The sequence below is a fragment of the Epilithonimonas lactis genome, assembly GCF_900110605.1.
In the GTDB taxonomy this organism is placed as follows: domain Bacteria; phylum Bacteroidota; class Bacteroidia; order Flavobacteriales; family Weeksellaceae; genus Epilithonimonas; species Epilithonimonas lactis.
Genome location: NZ_FOFI01000003.1, coordinates 639,055 through 661,050 on the forward strand (window position 1 = coordinate 639,055; position 21,996 = coordinate 661,050).

Consider the following 21,996-nt stretch of genomic DNA (forward strand, 5'->3'; position numbering starts at 1 on the left):
TTCTTAGGAAGAGTTTTTTATTTAAATTGAAAGTGAAGTTTGCAAAACTGAATTTATTTCAAATTCATATAGTGCGCTACTTTCTCTTCAAGATCTTCTAAGTTAAAAGGTTTTGCAACAAAATCATCTGCCTGCGCACTTTTTGCCAATGTTGCAATATCGTTGTTTGCTGTCACGTAGATCACAGGAATATCTTTGAATTCCTCATGGCTTTTCAGAAGTTTTGTAGCTTCTACGCCGCCGATATTCGGGATCCAATTGTCCATCAAAATCACATCTGGGCGGAACTTCGCCACTTTTTCTATGATATCATGCGAGGTCTCGGAGATCTCTACTTTGTAGCCATTCTCTTCAAAAATGATGCTGATGACCTCGAGAATGCTTTCGTCGTCGTCAAAAATTAAAATCTTATTCATTGTCTATATAGTTATTTATTTTAATTGGTTAATACGCTTCGCCAGATCATCCGGTTTCACGATGAGATCATACTCCACATTTTGGACCGCTTGTCTCGGCATATAATCTACATCGGCGGTTTCCGGATCTTGGATCCAGACCTTGCCATGATTTTTCTTGATATATTTCAATCCTTCCACACCATCCGAATTGGCGCCAGATAAAAGCACACCTACAACACTTTGTCCGAAGATCTCGGCAGCAGATCTGAAAGTGACATCAATCGACGGTCTCGAATAATTCATTTTTTCTGAACCATCCAGAGAGACCGTATTTTTGTCCTCAAACAAAAGATGATAGTCCGACGGCACTATGTAGATCTTATTATTCTTGATTTCAGTTTTGTCCTCAATCTCCAGCACATCTATCAAAGAGAACTGTTGCAACAACCTCGGAAGAATACTTTCGGCCTGAGCCTTGCGATGCAGGATCAAAACAATCGGAAAGTTGAGATCGCCATTCAGATTTTTGACCATTGTCAGGATCACCTGCAGACTGCCTGCAGATCCGCCAATGACCACTAAATCCGTTATGAGACCTTTCGTTTCCATCTCTTAATTCTGATCTACTTTTTTCCAAATCTTCTGATCATCGATCTGATGGTAAAACTTACCCAAATTTGAAAACCTCAAAGTTTCCTTGGATCCTAAAGCCAAGTAGCCAAAATTCTCCAGGCTTGCATCAAAAAGGGTGAAGACACGCTCCTGCAGTTCCTTATCAAAATAGATCAACACATTTCTGCAAATGATCAACTGAAAACTATTGAATGAACTGTCTGACACCAAATTGTGCGTAGACAAGATCAGTTTTTCCTGAAGTGCCTTATCAAATCTGGCACTGTCGTAGTTGGCAGTGTAATAATCAGAGAAATCTCTTTTACCACCCGAAAGCATATAATTCTCCGAATAGGTTTTCATATGATGCATTGGGAAAACGCCTGATCGTGCACTTTCCAATACAGATGGATTGATATCTGTTCCGTAGATCAGACATTTATGATAAAGTCCAGCTTCCTTCAACAAAATAGCTATTGAATAAGCTTCCTCGCCTGTGGAACAACCAGCAACCCAAATCCTGATCAAAGGAAAAGTACCTAACTGAGGCAGGATCTTCTCTCTAAGTGATTTGAAAAAAATGGGGTCGCGAAACATCTCTGTCACATTGACCGTGATCTCTTCTATAAAATGTTTGAAATAGTCCGCGTCGTTCAAAACCTGATAGCGCAGTTCTGCATAGCTGGTAAATCTATCTATCATACATATCCGATTGACCCTTCTGGTGAAAGAAGCGCGGCTGTACAGCGAAAAATCATAACCGTAAGATTCATAGATATCTTTGATCAGATGTTCTATTTCGTTATCTTTTACGATACTTGGTTCCAGCATTAGCAATGTTTTTCTATAGCCGTCAATAACAGATCAACGTCTATGGGTTTCTTTATATAATCTTGTGCGCCTGCCTCCAGACACTTTTCGCGGTCGTCGTCCATTGCCTGTGCTGTGACTGCAATGATCGGCGTTTCGCTGATCTCAGGTGTATTCCTAATAATTTTGATGGCCTCATATCCATCTATTTCCGGCATCATCATATCCATCAGTACGACACAGAAATCTTTATCTTCTTTCAGAATTCGGATCGCTTCGTCTGCCATCATACAACTTTCGAGTTGGTATTTTCGGGCTTTCAAGGTTAATCTTAGGGCAAAAATATTGTTGGGATCGTCATCCACAATTAAAATTTTCTTACTCATAAAAAATTCAAACAGTTTTTAATTCTCATATAACCAAACACGTAGCAAAGATAGCAATTGATCGATATCCACAGGTTTGGTAATGTAATCCGATGCACCAGCCTGCAGACATTTGTCCCGATCGCCGATCATCGATTTTGCAGTGACTGCAATGATCGGCAACCTCTTGAAGCTCGGCATTTTTCTGATTTCCTGGATTGTTTCGTAGCCATCCATCTCCGGCATCATCATATCCATCAAAACGACATCGATATCAGGATTCAGTTTGATCTGATCCAAGGCCTGCTTGCCATCCATCGCCAAAACCACTTCTACCTTGTATTTTTCCAGCGCTTTGGAAAGTGAAAATATATTGCGGACGTCATCATCTGTGATCAGGATCTTCTTCCCACTCAGGACTTCCGTCAATGATCCCAAAGTTTTATTTCTGATGGTCTCCACAGAACTGTTTTTCTCCTCCACCAAATGTAGGAACAAACCGACCTCATCTAAGATCCTTTGGTAAGAATGGGCAGTTTTCACCACTATAGAATCTGCGTACTGTTTGATCTTCAGTTCTTCTGATTTAGATAAATTGCGCTCGGTAAAAATAATAATGGGTAGGTTTTCCAGACCTTCGTAGGTCTTTATCGATTCGATGATCTGATAACCATTTCCTCTGGCTGGTCCAATATCCAAGATCACACAATCAACCTCGTTGGAGGTCAAAGCTTTCACACTGTCTTCCAAATTATCTTCGACAGACAATGAAATATTAAAATTGCTCAGGAAATATGATAATGCATTCGCGTGTCTTGCATTTTCCTCCACGATCAATACTTTCTGCGGTGACCGTTTCAGTGCATCTTCGATCTTGGCAAAAACCTCCGACATCTGTTCCATCGCGACAGGTTTATTAATAAAATCGATCGCGCCTTTCATCAAACTTTGTTGTCTTACGTGCAAGGAAGACATCATATGGACAGGAATCGGTTTGGTTTGAGGATTGGCCTTCAGCTCGTCCATCACTTGCCAACCATCTTTCACAGGAAGCTGAACATCCAACAAAATTGCAGCTGGACGATATCTCAAAGCTGCAGAAATCGCATGATCACCTCTCACAGCTACAATGCCCTTATAGTCCTGACGTCTTGCATATTTCAGTAACGCTTTGGCAAAATTGGTGTCATCTTCTACAATCAGAATGACTTTATCATCTTCCTTAATGTTATCCCGATCATCGGCAACATCTTCCGGGATCTGCAAATCATTGATCGGCGTTGAAATGCCGTATTCGTTGTAATCGATGATGTTTTTCACTTCCTCTACATCTTCCTGACGGATGACCTGATCGGTGATTTGGTCCTTTTGAACTTTGTTGATCTTCGTTTTTTCGTTTTTTGGAATGATTAGACTAAACTCGCTACCTTCATTCACTTCACTTTCCAGAACCAATTCGCCTCCAAGTAATTTGGCAATCTCACGGCTGATGGAAAGTCCGAGACCTGTTCCTCCGAATTTCCTTTGCGTCGATCCATCGGCTTGTTGGAAGGCTTCGAAGATCACCATTTGCTTCTCCTGTGGAATTCCAATTCCGGTATCTTTTACAGAGAAGATAATGAGGTCTTCATTCTTCGGATCTTGTTTAATACTCAATTCAACGCTACCTTCTTTTGTAAATTTCATAGCATTGGAAAGAAGATTCCTCAACACCTGATCCAGACGCAAACGGTCTGTCTCGATTGTTTTTGCGAGATCATTTTCAATATTGATATTAAATTCGATGCCTTTGTTTTTGGCTACTGGACCCATTAGATTTTTAAGGTCTCTCAAGACATTATCCAAAGCTACTTCCTCATATTCGAGGGACATTTTTCCAGATTCGATTTTCGCCAGATCTAGTATTTCATCAATTAAGGTCAATAAGCTTGTTCCTGAACTTTGGATCACTTTTGCAGATTCGACCTGGTCTTCGTTTAGATTGTCATCAGAATTTTCTGCCATCAACCTGGACAAAAGTAGAATGGAGTTCAGCGGTGTTCTCAACTCGTGGGACATATTCGCCAGGAACTCAGATTTGTATTTGGTGCTTAATTCAAGTTCTTCCGCTTTCTTCTGAATTTCTGAATTTCGTTCAGCGATCAGGTGATTCTTTTCTTCCAACAATTTGGATCTTTCCTCCAATTCTGTATTGGTCTGCATCAGTTCTTCCTGCTGCACTTTTAGTTCTTCTTCGGAGGCCTGAAGTTTTTGGGTCTGCGCTTCCAATTCTGTATTCAGATTTTCCAATTCGGAATGCTGCACTTGCAACTCCTCAGATTGTGCTTGGGTTTCTTCCAACAAACGCTGCTCTTTCTCGCGGCCTTTTGCAGCATTGAGTGCGATAGCAATGTTTCGGCTACTTTCAGCAAAATACTCGATCTGTTCTTGTTCAAAGTTTGAATTAGAGCTTAGTTCCAGAATTCCTATACTGTCGTTATTCAACATGATCGGGATCAAAGCGATTCCATTGATTTTCACTTTTCCGGTTGCAAAGGTTACGGCGAAATCATTTTCATCAAGGTCATTATAAACCTTTGGTGTTTTTTGAACAAAAGCCCGACCGACCATTCCTTCTCCTGGATCAAAGGTCTGCTTCATATTGTTTTCCAATCCGAAAGCTGTGGTAAGTCTTAAAACACCTTCTTCGAACAGATAAACGGCTCCATTGGTACAATTTCCGTACTCAATCAATTGGTTTAAAGAATCGATGGTTACTTGGCTTACAGACTTGTTTCCGACCAAAGATTCATTGATCAAAGCCAAACCTTTCTGATGCCAATCACTTTGGTTGATCTTGTCAAATGCTTCCTTCAAGGAATCTGTCATATGATTCAGAGACTCAACGAGGTCGCCCAAGTCACCATCAAAATCATCAGTTAATCTTTGCGTATAATCGCCATTTGAAACTCGGTTTGCCACCTGTTGAATGACACTGACACGTCTGGAAATCTCCAGGTCTTTTGCCTTGAGTTCCTTCTCAAGTTTTTCTCTCCTCAGTAGATCGTTGCGGAGTTTGATATAGAAAAACACGGTAACAGCGATGGCTGCCAGTGCAGAAAATAGGATGAATAAAACGGTTGTATTGGATGAACTGTCGAGGTCCTTGTTCTTTTGCGCCAACTGTGCCTCTTCGAACTGTACGAAATTATGGACAAGAATTCTGCATTTGTCCATATACACTTTGCTCAGCATCATCTGATCCTGGGTCATCGCGATGCCGTTGCGCTTGTTCTGGACAAATTGTTTCAGATTGCTCATATTGCCATCCACATTCTGCTCCAGACTTTTCAGGCGTTCAAGCTGTTCTTTGTTATCAATATCAAATGACTTGGCCAGCGCTATCGCTTTAGAATATTCTTTGATACTGCGGTTGTAAGGCTCCAAGAAGCCTTCTTTTCCCGTTAGTTGAAATCCTCTGTTCCCTGTTTCGGCATCCAAAAGCGCGATCAAAACATCCTTCACAGCGGTCATAGACTTTCTGCTTTTGGAAACGTTTTCCCGATGCTGCATTTGTTTTTGGATGCTCCAATACGATGCAATTGAACTCGCAATTAATATAAATAAAGAAAATCCAATCCCAACTTGTAGATTTCTGATAACTTTTCTCGGCATAAAATTAATTTAAAGGTAATGTGAAATAAAATGTAGAACCTTCCTCTACCACACTGGATAATCCAATCGTTCCATCGTGTTGCTTGATAATTTCGGAACAGATGTAAAGACCAATTCCCATTCCCTGGAATTGCAGGGAAGACTCTTCCACACGGTAAAATTTCTTAAAAACAGCATCCTGTTTGAAATCTGGAATCCCGATCCCGAAGTCTGTTACGCTGACTCTCACTTGCGTCTCATCTACAAACGTTGTGACAATCACCTGATTGTTTTCGGGCGAATATTTGATAGCATTGGTCAAAAAATTAATTAAGACCTGCTCAATTCTTATCTCATCAAAAGGAATTTCGATATCCGGAATGAAGCCGTGTCTGCTAATTTTGACTTTATCATCGTGTGTCTGGATGATTGTATCGATTGCATTATTAATCACATTCTCCAGATTGCCTCGTTTTTTATTGATCTTCAGTTTTCCGTTATCGATTTTGGAAACATCCAAAAGATCAGTGATCAGGCTATTAAGTTTTTCCACCTGTGACAAGGCTTTGCTAACATAGTTGACCTCCGCATTTTCTTCATTGGTCCTAAGTTTACGTTCCAGCAGCTGCATGTAAGCCTTGATACTCGTCAGCGGTGTTTTTAGCTCGTGGCTAGCGATACTTAGGAATTCGTCCTTTTCTTTTTCAACTTTCTTTTGATCGTCGATATCCGTGAAAGTTCCGACCCAGTTTTTAATAGATTTCCCATCGAAAACCGGCGACATTCTCAATAGATGATAGCGGAATTCTCCTGTTTTAATATTCTTGATCCTGATCTCTAGTTGTAGAGCTCTTTTATTTTTTCGACAACGCTCAAATTCCATCAGAATGCTATGATCATCTTGATGCGCCACTGGAAACACCTTTTCGGAAACCGAATATTCGTACCATTTGCTGTTTACAAAAGTCACTGCGCCGTCTGCATCCAAAGTGAAGGCGATCTGTGGCAACGCTTCCAACATCAGGTGGAAGTGGTCGATCTCAGATCGCATGGTCACTTGGGCTTCCCTTCTGCCTTGCACTTCCAACTCCAGACTTTGCTGGCTTCTGCGCATTGCAATATTATTCTCCTGAAGATTGTAGAATGTTTTTACCTTGAGCAAAAGGATTTCCGGATCAATTGGTTTGGTCACGTAATCGATACCGCCAGATTCGTATCCACGGGTGATAAATTGTTTTTCTGTATTGACAGCTGACAAAAATATGATGGGAATATCCTTGGTCTTGCTGTATCCGGCAAAAGATTCTGCGACTTCGAAGCCATCCATTCCTGGCATCTGAACATCCAAAATAATCAACGCGTAATTATTTTTGAGTGCTTTGACCAACGCCTGTTCGCCAGATTCCGCCGTATCTACCTGAAAATCTTTCGACTCCAGTAATTTTTTTAATGAATAAATATTGTTCTGATTATCATCGACAATTAAAATCATAATATATAGTTGGTCTAATACCTGGTTTACATTCCTTAATTTCAAAAATACTCACATATTTTCAAAAAGCACGCCATTATCACAAGTATATTTAGGAAATAAATCATTTGAATAAAATTTTGATTATTCATAATATATTATTATTCAATTATTCCAAATGCTTCCACTGAATTGATATTGATATAAAAATAAAACACGTGAAAATATAATTTAAAACGTTCCTGTAAATACTTCTTTGACTCACAACTAAATCATGTTACAGATATCAACTACACGAACAAAATGTGATTTTCCCGAAACTCATTCTAACAAAGGATTCCAAATCAAAATAAAAAATCACATTGCTTCATATTAACAATAAAATATTTTTTCACTAATTTTAACACTTTAATTAAATCTTCCTCCATTAACTTAAAATCGTTTTTTATTTTAATGGAAGTAGGCAAAAAAACGATACAATAACCACCTAAAATAGACAGACATTTCTTGAAATCATTAATGAGATATTTTCCGGATAATTTGTCTATTGTGGTCAGCTCAATCTAAATCAAATTCAAAATGAAAAAAAAATATATTTTCACAATGCTGATGATCAGTTCCTACACTTTTGCACAAGTTGGAATTAATAATGATTCCCCAAAAAGCACATTGGACATTACCGCAGCACGCCCAACTGGAACCCTGAACCCAGAGATCAAAGATGGCATCATCATCCCGAATATGGATAGAGCCAGAGCGCAGGCCATAGGAAACAACAGCACGCCTGCTACAGCACATTCTACACTCATCTACGTGAATAGCATAGCAACTGGAACTTCTTCGCAATCCGCCATCAACATTGGCTCGACTGGATTCTACTATTTTGACACCAAAGAACTTCCCGCACCTGGCTTATGGATGCCTATCAAATCCTCTGTAAATCTTGATATTTACGGTGCTCAACTCAGAATACCACCTCATAATCAATTTACAGATGATTTCACAAACCATTCTGTGAGCACCTACGATAGTGACAATTGGTTGGTGATTTCGAAATCTTCCACAAACTCCGCCGCAAATACCCCAGCAAAGATGATCATTGTTTACGAGTTCCAGGGAAGTCCATTCAATCTGACCAACCTCTATCCTCAGTTGACTGTGGGAAACAATTCTGCATTGCCAGATGCTTATGTAGCAAATGTGATCTCGATTCTTAATAATGGAACTTCGGGAAGGACAAGATTAACTGTATCTGCTGTGCGTATTGATAATTTGACAAACAGTTGGGCAGGTACTTTTCTACTCAATGTACTTCTAAGTAGAAGACTCAATTAGAAATCATAGAATTTAAAAATAAAAAAACCTTAAGCAAATTGCTTAAGGTTTTTTTTGATGAATAATGAAAATCATCTGCGATCCGGACGGGACTTGTTCTTATTTGAAAAACTCCCTATCCATAAGCTTTATGTCGTTCTCTTATTTTTAGGTCACCGAATAGGTCACTTTAATAAACAAAAATAGAGTGCGTCGTTTTTACTGGTGCAAAGATATGTTTTTTTTTATTTTTCACAAATAAATGTAGATCTTTTTTCTATCTCTTCCATAATCCACAGATTTTCAAATAACAAATATACCCTGCCCTAATCATTTTTCGCTTTTGATATAAATCCCCAAACCAAAAATCATTAATGAACTATCATCCTTTTTATCTTTGGTAAGTTTAGATGGTAAAATTGTATAATTTACAAAAAATAATTACCTACTACTATTAAGACGGTCAACCTTAGCACTTGGCAACCAACTGTTTCGTCTGGCTATTAAAATTTGTACACTAGGACTGTTCAATATCCACATTAATTTACTATGCGATAAAGGTTATTGTTTTTCAAGAAAAATATCCTAACAGCACATATCCTGAGATTAAATTCCGTTTCAAATTATCTAATCTTTATTTATAGTGTTTGCTATAAATGCACAGCAGTCATAAAAATAATTAGACATAGCGAAATAAAAAGTTAGATTAATCTAACTTTTTATTATATTTGAAAAAAAAACGTGAGCAAGAGATATATACCTATTATTATAATTTTCTATCTTCTTTTTCTGATCGTACAAGCTTGTGATAAACTTCAGCCTGAAGCGATAGATGAGAGTGAATTACTTGATGGCTCCATTGTGGGGTTATCATATGCTGAAAACCAACAATTTTTGCGAGGGGATATCGCCTTTAACGATGAAACCTTCACGGTCGGGAAAGGTCTTGGTCCAACCTTCGTGGCAACAAGTTGTGGAAGCTGTCATGCTGGTGATGGAAAAGGGACTCCCTTTACTACTCTTATACGTTTTGGACAGACTGACGAAACAGGAAATTTATTTTTGCTTTTAGGTGGTCCTCAATTGCAAAATAGGGCGATACCAGGTTATACTCCGGAAGCAATTCCTCCCGGAGCAACATTTTCTAAATTTACTCCGCCTGCCAATACCGGATTAGGTTTTATTGAATTGGTTTCTGATATGGATATTTTGGCAATGGCTGACCCTTGTGATACAAATAATGATGGCATCTCAGGAGTCCCCAATTATATTGATCTTCCGGCATATCAAGCACCATTCTTCTTTGCTGTAACAAAAGGAGGGAAGTATATCGGAAGATTTGGTAAAAAGGCATCCACATACAGTTTACTACAACAAACCGTTAATGCTTACAATCAAGATATGGGCATTACTTCAACTTTTAATCCTCACGATGTTTATTCAGGAATGAATGTTGATCCCGAAGTTTCTGATAAGACCATCGCAGATGTTGTATTTTATCTTCGTACATTGAAAACACCTATTCAGCGAGACGCAGAAAATAGTATCATTAAACAAGGTCAGACTATATTTTCTCAGATAAGTTGTAATAAATGTCATGTCCCGGAACTGAAAACTTCATCCTCCTCAATTTCACCATTATCCAATAAAAAGTTTTATCCGTACACAGACTTATTACTTCATGATATGGGTGCTTCTTTGGATGACAACTATACGGAAGGCACTGCGAAAACTTATGAATGGCGTACGCCTGCACTGTGGGGGTTAGGTTTATCTCCAAAATCACAAGGCGGTCAATACTTCTTAATGCATGATGGCAGGGCAAAAAGTATAGAAGAAGCAATACAGCTTCACGGGGGAGAGGCTGCAACCAGCAGAACCAATTACACTCAATTACCAGTCCAAGAAAAAGAAGCTATTATTAAATTTTTGAAATCCTTATAATTATGGACAGACTTGAATTTCTCAAAAAATGCAGTTTGGTCTGTTTAGGCTTTACTGCAATTCCTCCCATTCTTTCAGGGTGTATAAGCAATAAAATGATTTCAGGAGCGATTAAAGACGATTATATCATATTGCCTTTGGAGGATTTTATGGATACAAAATATCCTGACAAAAAATTATCCTATGTAATTATTCAAAATGAATCTCTCAAATATCCCATTTGTGTATTTCGTTTTTCGGAAACTGAGTATGAAGCATTATGGATGCAATGTACCCATCAGGGTAGCCAGTTACAAGTATTTGGAGATAAGCTACAGTGTCCTGCACATGGTAGTGAATTTTCCAACCAAGGTTTAGTACAAAACGGTCCTGCTGATCAGACCTTAAGAAAATTTCCAGTATACATAGAATCGGATTTTTTGAAAATTTCTTTAAAAAAACCGGTATGAAAAAAATTATCTATCTAATTATAATTTTAATTTTTCAGGAAGCCACAGCACAGATAGATTCTGAATTACTAAAAAGAATACCTGTAGACAGTTCTCGCTCTTTGAACATGGATGCCGTTTACAAGCGTCCCTTCTTAGGATTAGGGAAAGTGCCTGTCTCTATTGGTGGCTATGCGGAAGCCAATTGGCAGCATATCAGCACTGATGGTATATCTGATGGACATCAATTTCAATTACGTAGGATGACACTTTTTGTATCTTCTACAATTTCCTCAAAAATTAAATTTCTGAGTGAAATAGAATTAGAAGAAGGAGGTAAAGAGATTAATATTGAATTTGCTGCCATTGATGTAGAGTTTAATCCCTTGCTTAATTTGAGAGGAGGAATTATTATGAATCCAATTGGTGCTTTCAACCAAAATCATGACGGTCCGAAATGGGAGTTTACCGATCGTCCTATATCTGCTACAGAAATGTTGCCTGCTACATTCAGTAATGCTGGTTTCGGATTTTATGGAAAAATGTATAAAGCCGAGTGGATGTTCGGATACGAGGTATATCTATCAGGAAATTTTGATAATTCAATTATTGACAATAATCAAAACAAAACGTACTTACCTGCTGCCAAAAGTAATCCTGAACGTTTTGAAGAAATTAACAGCGGTGTTCCTCTTTTAACAGCAAAAATTGCCACAAGACATGAAAAAGCAGGAGAATTTGGAGTCTCTTATATGGGAGGAATCTATAATAAATTTCAGGATGAAGGTCTTCAGGTTGACGATAAAAGAAGGGTTCGGGTATTTGCATTGGATTATAATAATACACTTCCAAACCTTGGAACTTTAATTACTGCAGAATGGGCTTGGGTTAAAGTAGATGTCCCGGAAACTTATACACAACAATATGGAGACAGGCAGCATGGAGGATTTATAGACATTGTTCAGCCAATAATTAAAAGAAAAATTTTGGATTGGGAAAGAGCAACCGTTAATCTTGCATGCCGTTTAGAGTATGTAGATTGGAACGTAGGTCATTTCAGAGAAGACAACAGCAAAATTGGAGAAGATTTATGGAGTATTATGCCTGCAATCAGTTTTAGACCCAATGCACAAACTGTTTTTAGACTTAATTATAGATTTCAGAAACAGAAAGACATTTTTGCGAACCCTGCGGCAAAAACTGTAGGCTTCAGCTTTGGTATTTCAACGTATTTCTAATAATTTGCCTCCGCAGATCTTAGGATTGAGCAAAAAGTCATTCTTGAGTTAATACTCCGTGGATATTCTTTATGTTTTTGTTAAGGGACAAAAAGCAAGAAAGACTGTTTCGTAGGATTACTGGAATTAGCGAATTCAATCTAGATTTTATACATAACGACTCAATTAAATATTAATATTTGAAAATGCTCACTTATGAAGAAAGATTAAAATACGGTACATTATATTATTAAAAATATACTGAATTCCAGTATTGAAATTCAGTATTTATAAGAACTATGCTATTTACTTCTTATTCTCATCATGATGTTCTTTCTCATCGTGATGTTCTTTTTCTTGATGATGCTCGGCCTCATCGTGATGCTCCGGCTCATCTGCATGTTCAGGACCCTCGTGATGTTCCTTGTGCGGATGATGTTCTTTGTGTTCGTGATGTTCTGGATGGTCGTGTGTCTCTTTTTTTTGATCTTCGCTGTTCATAACATTTTAATTTAAAGGTGAATATTAATTTATATATGTTGTTATTTGTGAAAGGCAAATAAGATGCCAAAACAAAGCTATAATCTACTGATTTTAAATACTTTCCATTGTTTTAAACAATATTGCTTCAAACATCTAAATAATTTTAAATGTCCTTTAAAAACGTGATATGTTAAAACATTACTCTAAAAAAATATTATTTCTATCTGTCCATAGTTAACTATTGATCGTTTTAGGAAGTAGATTGATTAGTTTTTACTTTGATGATATTTAAAATGATGGTCTTTGACAGGATGAAAATATTTCTTAAATCCATATGTTATAAGAGATAGTATCAGGATACTAAAAACTATCAAATAGAATATATCTTCTGACGCAAGCCGATGCTTTCCCCTCCTGATTATTCGTCTCCTAAATCGTCTTTTAAATCCCATAATTTCTCATTTAAAAAAATAGCTGGTAATTCAAACCCAAACTTTTCTGCTGATAACTCTTCTGGAAATAAGGAGAAATCATAGATAATGTTTTTTCATTCTTACTTTTAAATAAAGTTTTGATCTTTGGATATAACCAATATGCTATCTCAGTAGAAAAAATTCCGATACCAGCACCAGACAGGACATCTGTAACCCAATGCTTATTATTGATGATTCTGTACACACTAGTAAAAATGGCAAACGGATATCCTGACAGACTGATCCAATAATTGCTGTCCCTATATTCTCTGAACATAAACTGTGCAGTTGAAAATGCGATCGCTGCATGACCTGAGGGAAATGACATATAATTTGATTGATCAGGCCGCTCCCTGCCGATCAATGATTTTGAAGGAATAACTATTGCCAATAAGATAGCTTGTGATGTTGCTAAAATGATCGTTCGATCTTTTAAGTTATGTTTCCCTCGAACACCCGCTATGTTTAAACCATAAACGAGCGCAGCTGGTACAAATAAGGTATAGTTGTCTAATTTTGAATTGTTTAATGTATGATCGTTTACCTCCCTTCTCACATCATAATCAAACTTTTTGATTTCAGGAATTGTAAAACCAATTGCACCTGCCGATATCAAGCTAACCGGAACAATAAGTTTTTTATAATCCAAAGTATCATCTCTTATTATTAAAGAATCTTGTTGAGCAGTTTTTTGCAATGACAAACTATCCTGAGCATAAATACTTAGAGAGAATTTCAGTAAAAGGATTAGTATTGAGTTTTTTTTTACATAAGTCCACATAAAAATTATATTTCTGATTTTTATTGTTCGGATCTAACATTAATAGTATTCAATTTTATATCGTAAAATTGGATGTAACTTCCCTGTTCCCATCTTTTATGGGAACTCAATCTTAATAATATGAGTGGAGGCAAATTTTCCTTAGAATTGTAATATCCTAAGGAAACAGGATACTAGAATTTGCTCTATTTTTATCTGTGATAATCTCTTTTAAAATTTCATTCTTTGAATCCTGACTGCATTGAGTATTGCAATCAAAGCAACTCCCACATCAGCAAATACAGCTTCCCACATCGTAGCCAGTCCACCAGCTCCAAGTACGAGCACGATGGCTTTTACAACAAAGGCAAGAATGATATTCTGCCAGACGATCCTTTTGGTCTTCTTTCCAATATTGATCGCCATAGGTATTTTTGATGGTTTATCATCCTGGATCACAACATCGGCAGTTTCGATGGTCGCATCGCTGCCAAGTCCACCCATTGCTATTCCAACATCACTTAATGCTACTACAGGCGCATCATTTACACCATCACCAACAAAAGCCACACTTTCATTTCTTGCTTTGATTTCTTTGACCTTGTTGACCTTATCTTCCGGAAGCAGGTCTCCAAAAGCATTGTCAATACCGATCTGCTCAGCCACATATTTTACTACAGTTGTCTTGTCACCACTTAGCATAGTCGCTTTTACATTCAAGCTATGAAGTTTTTCAACTGCTTGCTTTGCATCGTCCTTGATTCGGTCGGCAATCGTAATGAATCCTGCAAATTTTCCATCATATGCGATAGCTATCACCGTATATACGATTTTGGATGGGTCTACATCATAACCGATCTTAAATTTATCCAATAGTTTAAAATTACCCACCAGGATTTCCTTCCCATTAGCTCTCGCTTTAAGCCCATGCCCTGCAATTTCTTCAGTATCCTCTAAATTGATCGAATTGTTGATCTCTCCTACAAACTCGTGAACAGCAGTAGCCACAGGATGGGTACTTTTACTTTCAACAACATTGACCAATTGGAGAATCTCATCTTTGTCAAATTCCTCTTCAATGGTAACGTCCTGAACTTTGAAAACACCCTCCGTCATAGTTCCGGTTTTATCCATTACCACATTCTGAATCTCAGCGATTTTATCCAAAAAGTTGCTTCCTTTAAATAGAATACCGTTGCGGCTCGCGGCTCCGATACCTCCAAAATAGCCAAGCGGAATAGAGATCACCAATGCACACGGACAAGAGATCACTAAGAATATCAATGCTCTGTACAACCAATCTCTGAAAACATAATCATCAACAAAGAAATAAGGTACAATGCAAATCAAAACAGCTAACGCTACTACGATCGGTGTATATATTCTCGCAAATTTTCTGATAAAAAGTTCAGTTGGAGCTTTTTGAGCTGTTGCATTCTGTACAAGTTCGAGGATCTTGCTGAGTTTGCTGTCCTCATAAGCCGTATTAACCTTAACCAAAGCTACACTGTTCATATTGATCATTCCGGCTAAAACTGTTTCCCCTTTATTTTTAGAATCAGGTTTGCTCTCTCCAGTTAATGCTGCGGTATTGAAAGACGCAGAATCGGAGATCAGTTCTCCATCCAATGCCAGTTTTTCACCTGATTTTAGCTGAATAGTATCCCCGATTTTTGCTTCGGCAGCTTTGATTTTTTTAGGCTGATTATTTTCAATAATCGTTACCTCATCAGGACGTTGATCTAAAAGAGCCTTAATATTGGTCTTAGCTCTCGACACAGCCAGAGTCTGAAAAACCTCTCCTACTGCATAGAACAACATAACCGCTACTCCTTCAGGAAATTCTCCGATAATGAATGCTCCAATTGTTGCAATGCTCATAAGGAAAAATTCTGAAAACACGTCACCTTGTTTGATACTCTCAAAAGCCTCTTTTAAAACAGGTAGACCTACCGGTAGATAAGCAACACCGTACCAGACAATTCGTACCCAGTCTTTAAACCATTCAGGCTTAATGTAATTGTCCAATGCAATGCCTGCTAATAACAATACCAAAGAAATAATCGCAGGCAAGAACATCTGAAACGCTGTTTTATCAGTTTCTGCATGATCATGTCCATCATCATCTGTATGTTGATGATCTTCCGTTTTCTTCTTTGGAGCGCAGCATCCGTCTTCTTCAACTAATTTTTTGGCTCCAGCATCTTTATAGATTTTGCCTTCCTGTGGAGTACAGCAGAGCTGCTTTCCATTTTCGTCGTAGATGTGTTTATGTTCCATAATAATATTATTTTTATGATTTTTAGGTTACTTTATATATATATCCTGGTCTGATTGTCTTCCGGTTTTTAGAATTTTTTTATACCAGCCAAATTTGTTAATACTTAAGATGAACAAGGTAAGAACAGTTGCTAAAAAAGATAACAAAAACATGTTCAGTGCAAGGGCAGATCCTATTGCCGATGCAGCCCATAAAGCAGTGGATGTTGTAAGCCCCTGCATGCTTTTGGAACTATCTTTAAATGCCAGTCCAGCTCCGATAAATCCTAAACCGGCAGGTATCGCCGCCAACATTCTCGCTATTGCAGATTTATCATCTGTAAGATGCGAGGCAACTGCCACAAATAAGCAAGAAGCCATACAGAGAACGCCAAAAGTGCGAACCCCTGCATCTTTATGGGCAGTTTCTCTTTCGAAACCTATTATCGCGCCAAAAAACAGTGCTAATAATAATTTTCCGGCAAGTAAAAGTTCAAATTTTAGATCCATTTTATATCACTTTATCTAGTTGTGGTTATATTTCCCTTTTTAATCCGCTTCTGTTTTAATCCTTCATTCTTGAAAAGATAGTAGGCCGACTGATAATTTGCTATCGCTTTTTTTACATACTGTTCAGACAGCATCTCTGGATTTTGTTTATTTTTCTCCTTGTCATACAAATACGTCTCTGTTTTTTGCTGTGGACCTAGAATAACCAATTTGTTGTTTTCCATATATCCAAGTTTCTGATAGGTACTTACAAATATTCTTGGAATATAGCTTTCGCCTAAAACATTTTTACCATAAAGATTACTCTGATATGTCCAACCTAAAAGTGCGAAAAGTGTTGGATACAAATCGATCTGAGAGCACATTTTTTCAATTCTGAATGGTTCGTTGTCGTTCAGGTTGACAATCATTGCAGGGATATGGTATTTTGCGACATCGATATCGTTCTTGCCCGCACTGCTGGCACAATGATCTGCAACAATTATAACAATGGTATTTTTGTACCAGGATTTATTCTTTATCTTTTTAAAAAACTGACCGATCGCATAATCTGTGTATTTCACGGCGCCTTCCCTTCCCGATCCCGAGGGAATATCAATCTTTCCTTCAGGATATGTATAAGGACGATGATTGGAAGTGTTCATTACAAAATCGTAAAAAGGTTTCCCCGCTGCAAATTTTTGATCTGCTTGCTTTATCACCTGATCATAAAGATTTTCATCACTAATACCCCAGGCATTTTCAAAAGTGACCTCCTTGTCTTCTATTGGTATTCTTGGAGACTGATAATCTTCCCCTACAAAAGAATTTCTTTTCCGGTCTACAATTGTGTATCCATTATTACCGAAATAATTATTCATATTATCAAAATAACCATCACCACCATATAAGAAAGAAGTATCATATCCCTTTTGACTGAAGATCGATCCTACAGTGCTCAGATTATCATTTTCTTTCCTGCGGACAATACTATTCCCCGGTGTAGGCGGAACGGCAAGTGAAAGTGCCTCCATTCCTCGCACGGTTCTTGTTCCGGTAGCATACATATTGGTAAATAAAATGCTTTGATTCGCCAATGAGTCCAACGTAGGTGTCAGATTCTGATTGTTGCCAAATGTTTTCATAAAGTCTGCACTGAAACTTTCCAATGTGATCATAATAACATTGGGCTTCTCATAGGAGTCAGCTCCCTTAATGTTACGTAAGATTGAGAAATCATTTGATAAGTAATCTGAGTTAGATTCCTGGAGATCAGTTCTCACAATATTAAACGCCACCCTATTATCGATGAGTTTATAGAAGTGTTCATAATTGATCTCGTTATTTTTATATGCAGAAAAAAAAGAATAGATTCCTGATTTTGACAGCTCATTCCGATACCTGTTTTCGCTATTCTCTGCTAAACTGTTGTCAATAAAAAATGCATAAATGACTGAAATGAAAAGCAATCCGAAAAAGATAAAGAATCTTTGTAAAAAAGGTGTACTGCCCTTAAAATTATCTGTGAAGTAATGCCTTTTATAGAAAAGTAAAAACACCAAAGAAGTCATTATTAACATGGCTGTAATGAGCAATGGCAAAGGATATGATTCATTAATATTATTGATTACTTCATAGGTATAAACCAGATAATCAACTGCAATAAAATTAAACCGGCTTTCAAATTCCTGCCAGAATGTTACTTCAGCAAAAAATGAAAACAACAATATAAGCACAGCTACATTAAAGCAAAAAAAAGTCATAGCTCTATTGAAAAGCGAATTATTATATTTCTGAGGAAATAAAAGCAGGTACAGACTGTACGGTAGCACAAAAAACACCCCTACCCCTATATCAAATAAAAATCCCAGAGCAAATACATTCAGCAATGAAAGAAAACTAATCTCTGCCTTTTGAAGGCTGGCAATAGAAAATCCTATCCTGAGGACAAAGGAAAAAATTATATATAATAAGAAAAAATTAATGAGCAGGCTATAACTGCTTCGCTTAATTTTAATTAGTTTCATAAACAAGTTTTATAAGTGATTACATCATTAATTCTTTAGAAATCAATTTTATTTGATATAGAAATAATCATTTAGATTTCATTTCATTTTCAATCTATTCTGATCATTCATCTACAAGTGTATTTCAGTTTCATCATAACCTTCATATTCGATTTGAAAAGTGGTATGGGTTATTTTAAAATCTGTCGTTGCTTTATCTATTAATATTTGCAGGAGTTCATTGCGATTTTTGTTATCATCTGCAATCACATGTGCGCTCATGGCATTAACGCCTGATGTAAGCGACCAGACATGTAGATCGTGGATTTCCTTGATTCCCGAAAGTTCTTCCAGTGAAGATCGAAGCTTGCTGATATCTACATCTTTCGGTGTACCTTCCAATAAGACATTAACCGCTTCCATAAGCAACTTTAAGGTTCTGGGAATGATTAATAGACCTATTGCCGCAGAAATGATCGGATCTGCGTAATACCATTGTGTTGTCAGCATTATCACACCTGCGATCATTACTCCTACGGATGTCAGCATATCCGACAAGACCTCAAAATAAGCACCTTTCATATTAAGACTTTCATTGGAGTCCTTTCTTATGATAAGGATACCGATGATATTGACCACAAAACCAATTCCTGCAACGATCATCATGGAGCCACTTTGCACTTCAGGAGGATTTTTAAATCTTTGAAATGCCTCATATAAAACAAATAATGAGATACCCAATAGCACAACAGCATTAATCACAGCAGCCAAAATCTCTGTGCGATAGTACCCAAATGTTTTTTCAGGACTAGCCTTTCTCTCACCAATTTTGATTGCAATAAATGCTAGGAGTAAACCGACAACATCTGTTAGCATGTGAGCAGCATCCGCAAGCAATGCAAGACTTTTTGTTGCAATTCCTCCAATGACTTCAGCAATAAGATAAGTACCACTTAGTGCTAGGACGATGAGTAAATTTTTCTTATGTCTGCTTGATGCAGATCCAGTCTGTTTATTTGTGTCGCTCATAATTTTATGTATTTACTAGATTGACTCTACATTTCGAAGTAAGTATTATTTTCTTTTTTAACAGGAATATCATTTTCTTTGATCATCTGTAAAATATTGATTTCTATAGTTTGTGCAATAGATGTCATTGGCGTATCCACAGGAGTATTCTCGAAAGGATCCTGCATGATGATTGCTGTTTTCTCAATGGCTATAAATAGCAGAGGAATAGTGATCGTTGTAATAATTTCCAAGGTGAGCTGGGAATCTTCCAATCCGAAAGGGAGTATAAAAGCAAAAACATATATAAGAGTATGCAGTAAAATACTATAGGCACGTGGAAATACCGTATTTTTCAATCTTTCACATTTTCCCATATTGTCACACAGCCTCATGAGAACTTCGTTAAGCTGAACCTCCTTGAAATCTGATACCAATCCTTTTTCGGCTATTTGTCTTAAGTGATAAGAATGTTCATCCAAAATTGCATTGGGTATATTAACAGCGTTAATCTGATGCATATTCAAATACTCCCCTACTTTACCGGAAAAAGGCTGTTTTCTTAATGCTTCGCCTAACGCATAGACCCATACGATTTGTCTTTCTGCAAATATTTTAACGTCCGCACTATCCTGAGGAATGAACTGAATAATTAATCGGATAAGAGACCTGGAATCATTAACAATAGCACCCCAAACGGTTCTTGCTTCCCACCATCTCTCGTATGACTGCGCCGTCCTAAATGCAAGTAGCAGTGATACAGCAGTTCCTAAAATTGCGGGAATGCTTAATGGAATTGATATTTTTTTGAAAATAGGATGCAGATCCAACAAACCTATACCTACAGCAAGTATAACAATCAGTAATATTTGGCTTTTAATTTGATCAATAAAATACCAGATTGAAATTTTCTTGTTTAGTAACATAACTTTTGTTTATAGATTTGATATAACATTATGATACGTAGTTCACGATTTAATTCGATTCGTAGCATAATGTTATTTTTTATTACAGCTGAAACTTTTATATAAAGGCTTTCGTAATAATAAATCTAATCTTCATGCCCTCCTGAATTAGATAATTTAGCATTGACGAAGAATGCACCTTTTACCACAATGTTTGTATCAGGTGCAATTTTGGTCACTGGAGTGATTGCAGTATAACCTAGATCTGAAGAACCTTTAACAATTTCTATTTTCTCAAAATTCAATGTTTTTCCTTGATTCTTGGTATGCGCTGCCTCTTTTGTACCTTCCTCTTTCTCACCCCCTTCTTCCTCTTCAGCATGTTCTTCAGGCTTTTTAGAAGTCTGTATGAAAACATAGAATTTACCGTCAGCTTCCACGATTGCTTCATCAGGAACGGCAGCGGTGCTTGAGTTTCCAAGGCTTACCATTCCGGTAACATTCATCCCATCGATCAACCCCACTTTATTTCCTGTAACACTCGCATGTACAGAGATCGTTTTACTCTCATTTTCGAATGACGACCCGATACTAAATACGGTAGCGTTATACAAAGTTTCCGGATTATTGGTCAGCTTAAACTGTACAGTTTGTCCAACTTTCATTTTAGGTAGATCCTTTTCAAAAACCTGAAGATCTAAATGGATAGAACTATTATCAATAATATCAAGAACTGGTGATGCCACATCAACATAACTTCCAATCTGCGCATTGATACTGCTTACGGTTCCACTGATCGGTGAAGTTATAACCAACCCAGATCGTAGATTACCATTGCTTACTTTACCCGGGCTGATCCCCATAAGCTGGAGCTGTCTCTGTAGTGATGATCTTTGGGTTCTTAAACTTTTTAATTCAGCATCAGAGCTTTGCAGATTCTTTTTTGCTCCGGCATCATTATCAAATAGTTCACGTTGCCTTCTATATTCCTGTTCAGCAAACGCGATCCTGCTGTTCACTGTAAGATATTGCTCCTGAAGCTGAATATACTCGGGATTATTGATTGATGCAATTACCTGCCCTTTCCTCACATGATCTCCTATCTGTACATTTAATGTCTTAATCACCCCACCATACAGAGAGGTAACGGTAGCTTTTCTATTGTTGGGAACACTCAATACACCATTGGCTTTAACAAGTGAGGTCAGATCTTTCATCTCAATTTTACCTAAGGAGATTCCGACTGCTTTCATTTGTTCTTCTGTTAATGCCGCGATCGTTTGCGGTGCCTCTTCATGAGCCTCCTCTACCTGTTCGGTTTTTGCTTTTACTTCCGTTTCCTCAGAGGCTTCTTTTTTTCCACAGCTTAAGACTAAAAAAGAAATTAACAGCGTAGATACTATATTATATTTAATTTTCAT

Annotated in this window: 18 protein-coding genes; 4 read left to right on the forward strand and 14 right to left on the reverse strand. The window is 37.4% G+C overall.

What is annotated here, in order from left to right; genetic code table 11:
* Positions 1-53: 53 nt before the first annotated feature.
* The 6 genes from BMW39_RS12505 to BMW39_RS12530 are packed head-to-tail and all read right to left on the reverse strand — an operon-like array spanning position 54 to position 7,310.
* Positions 54-416: a response regulator gene (locus BMW39_RS12505; protein WP_034975889.1), complete on the reverse strand. Its 363-nt coding sequence runs from the start codon at positions 414-416 to the stop codon at positions 54-56.
* Between the two features lie 15 nt (positions 417-431).
* Positions 432-1,007, reverse strand: a complete 576-nt coding sequence (locus tag BMW39_RS12510; protein ID WP_034975891.1) for a chemotaxis protein CheB — start codon at positions 1,005-1,007, stop codon at positions 432-434.
* A 3-nt stretch (positions 1,008-1,010) separates the two neighbouring features.
* On the reverse strand, positions 1,011-1,841 hold the full coding sequence (locus BMW39_RS12515; protein WP_034975893.1) for a CheR family methyltransferase: 831 nt from the start codon (positions 1,839-1,841) through the stop codon (positions 1,011-1,013).
* Positions 1,841-2,206: a response regulator gene (locus tag BMW39_RS12520; protein WP_034975895.1), complete on the reverse strand. Its 366-nt coding sequence runs from the start codon at positions 2,204-2,206 to the stop codon at positions 1,841-1,843. Before BMW39_RS12520 ends, BMW39_RS12515 begins: the two co-directional genes overlap by 1 nt.
* Positions 2,207-2,224: 18 nt before the next feature.
* The gene (locus BMW39_RS12525; RefSeq protein WP_034975897.1) at positions 2,225-5,839 is read right to left on the reverse strand and encodes a response regulator; all 3,615 of its coding nucleotides are present in this window, start codon (positions 5,837-5,839) and stop codon (positions 2,225-2,227) included.
* Between the two features lie 4 nt (positions 5,840-5,843).
* A complete protein-coding gene (locus BMW39_RS12530; protein WP_034975898.1) occupies positions 5,844-7,310 on the reverse strand; it encodes a hybrid sensor histidine kinase/response regulator in 1,467 nt (488 codons plus the stop codon).
* Positions 7,311-7,868: 558 nt separating this feature from the next.
* On the opposite strand from BMW39_RS12530, the gene BMW39_RS12535 reads away from it, so the two are divergent.
* From BMW39_RS12535 to BMW39_RS12550, 4 genes are all read left to right on the forward strand, one after another.
* Positions 7,869-8,624 carry a hypothetical protein gene (locus BMW39_RS12535; protein ID WP_034975900.1) on the forward strand — a complete coding sequence of 252 codons (756 nt, stop codon included), beginning with the start codon at positions 7,869-7,871 and terminating at the stop codon, positions 8,622-8,624.
* A 720-nt stretch (positions 8,625-9,344) separates the two neighbouring features.
* A complete protein-coding gene (locus tag BMW39_RS12540) occupies positions 9,345-10,547 on the forward strand; it encodes a di-heme oxidoredictase family protein (protein WP_034975902.1) in 1,203 nt (400 codons plus the stop codon).
* Between the two features lie 2 nt (positions 10,548-10,549).
* Positions 10,550-10,996, forward strand: coding sequence for a QcrA and Rieske domain-containing protein (locus BMW39_RS12545; RefSeq protein WP_051879933.1), 447 nt, complete (start codon positions 10,550-10,552; stop codon positions 10,994-10,996).
* Positions 10,993-12,213: a hypothetical protein gene (locus BMW39_RS12550; protein WP_034975904.1), complete on the forward strand. Its 1,221-nt coding sequence runs from the start codon at positions 10,993-10,995 to the stop codon at positions 12,211-12,213. The genes BMW39_RS12545 and BMW39_RS12550 overlap by 4 nt, the downstream gene beginning before the upstream one ends.
* A 285-nt stretch (positions 12,214-12,498) precedes the next feature.
* On the opposite strand, the gene BMW39_RS12555 is transcribed toward BMW39_RS12550, so the two are convergent.
* The 8 genes from BMW39_RS12555 to BMW39_RS12590 all read right to left on the reverse strand — a co-directional run bounded on the left by BMW39_RS12555 (position 12,499) and on the right by BMW39_RS12590 (position 21,996).
* Positions 12,499-12,693, reverse strand: a complete 195-nt coding sequence (locus BMW39_RS12555) for a hypothetical protein (protein ID WP_034975906.1) — start codon at positions 12,691-12,693, stop codon at positions 12,499-12,501.
* 444 nt (positions 12,694-13,137) lie between these two features.
* On the reverse strand, positions 13,138-13,929 hold the full coding sequence (locus tag BMW39_RS12560) for a phosphatase PAP2 family protein (protein ID WP_034975909.1): 792 nt from the start codon (positions 13,927-13,929) through the stop codon (positions 13,138-13,140).
* Positions 13,930-14,139: 210 nt separating this feature from the next.
* Positions 14,140-16,188, reverse strand: a complete 2,049-nt coding sequence (locus BMW39_RS12565; RefSeq protein WP_034975911.1) for a heavy metal translocating P-type ATPase — start codon at positions 16,186-16,188, stop codon at positions 14,140-14,142.
* Between the two features lie 27 nt (positions 16,189-16,215).
* Positions 16,216-16,677, reverse strand: a complete 462-nt coding sequence (locus BMW39_RS12570; RefSeq protein WP_034975913.1) for an MgtC/SapB family protein — start codon at positions 16,675-16,677, stop codon at positions 16,216-16,218.
* A gap of 11 nt (positions 16,678-16,688) precedes the next feature.
* Positions 16,689-18,683 carry an LTA synthase family protein gene (locus BMW39_RS12575; protein WP_034975916.1) on the reverse strand — a complete coding sequence of 665 codons (1,995 nt, stop codon included), beginning with the start codon at positions 18,681-18,683 and terminating at the stop codon, positions 16,689-16,691.
* 111 nt (positions 18,684-18,794) lie between these two features.
* Positions 18,795-19,691, reverse strand: a complete 897-nt coding sequence (locus BMW39_RS12580; protein ID WP_034975918.1) for a cation diffusion facilitator family transporter — start codon at positions 19,689-19,691, stop codon at positions 18,795-18,797.
* Between the two features lie 26 nt (positions 19,692-19,717).
* On the reverse strand, positions 19,718-20,596 hold the full coding sequence (locus BMW39_RS12585) for a bestrophin family protein (RefSeq protein ID WP_028123473.1): 879 nt from the start codon (positions 20,594-20,596) through the stop codon (positions 19,718-19,720).
* 125 nt (positions 20,597-20,721) lie between these two features.
* Positions 20,722-21,996, reverse strand: a complete 1,275-nt coding sequence (locus tag BMW39_RS12590; protein WP_028123472.1) for an efflux RND transporter periplasmic adaptor subunit — start codon at positions 21,994-21,996, stop codon at positions 20,722-20,724.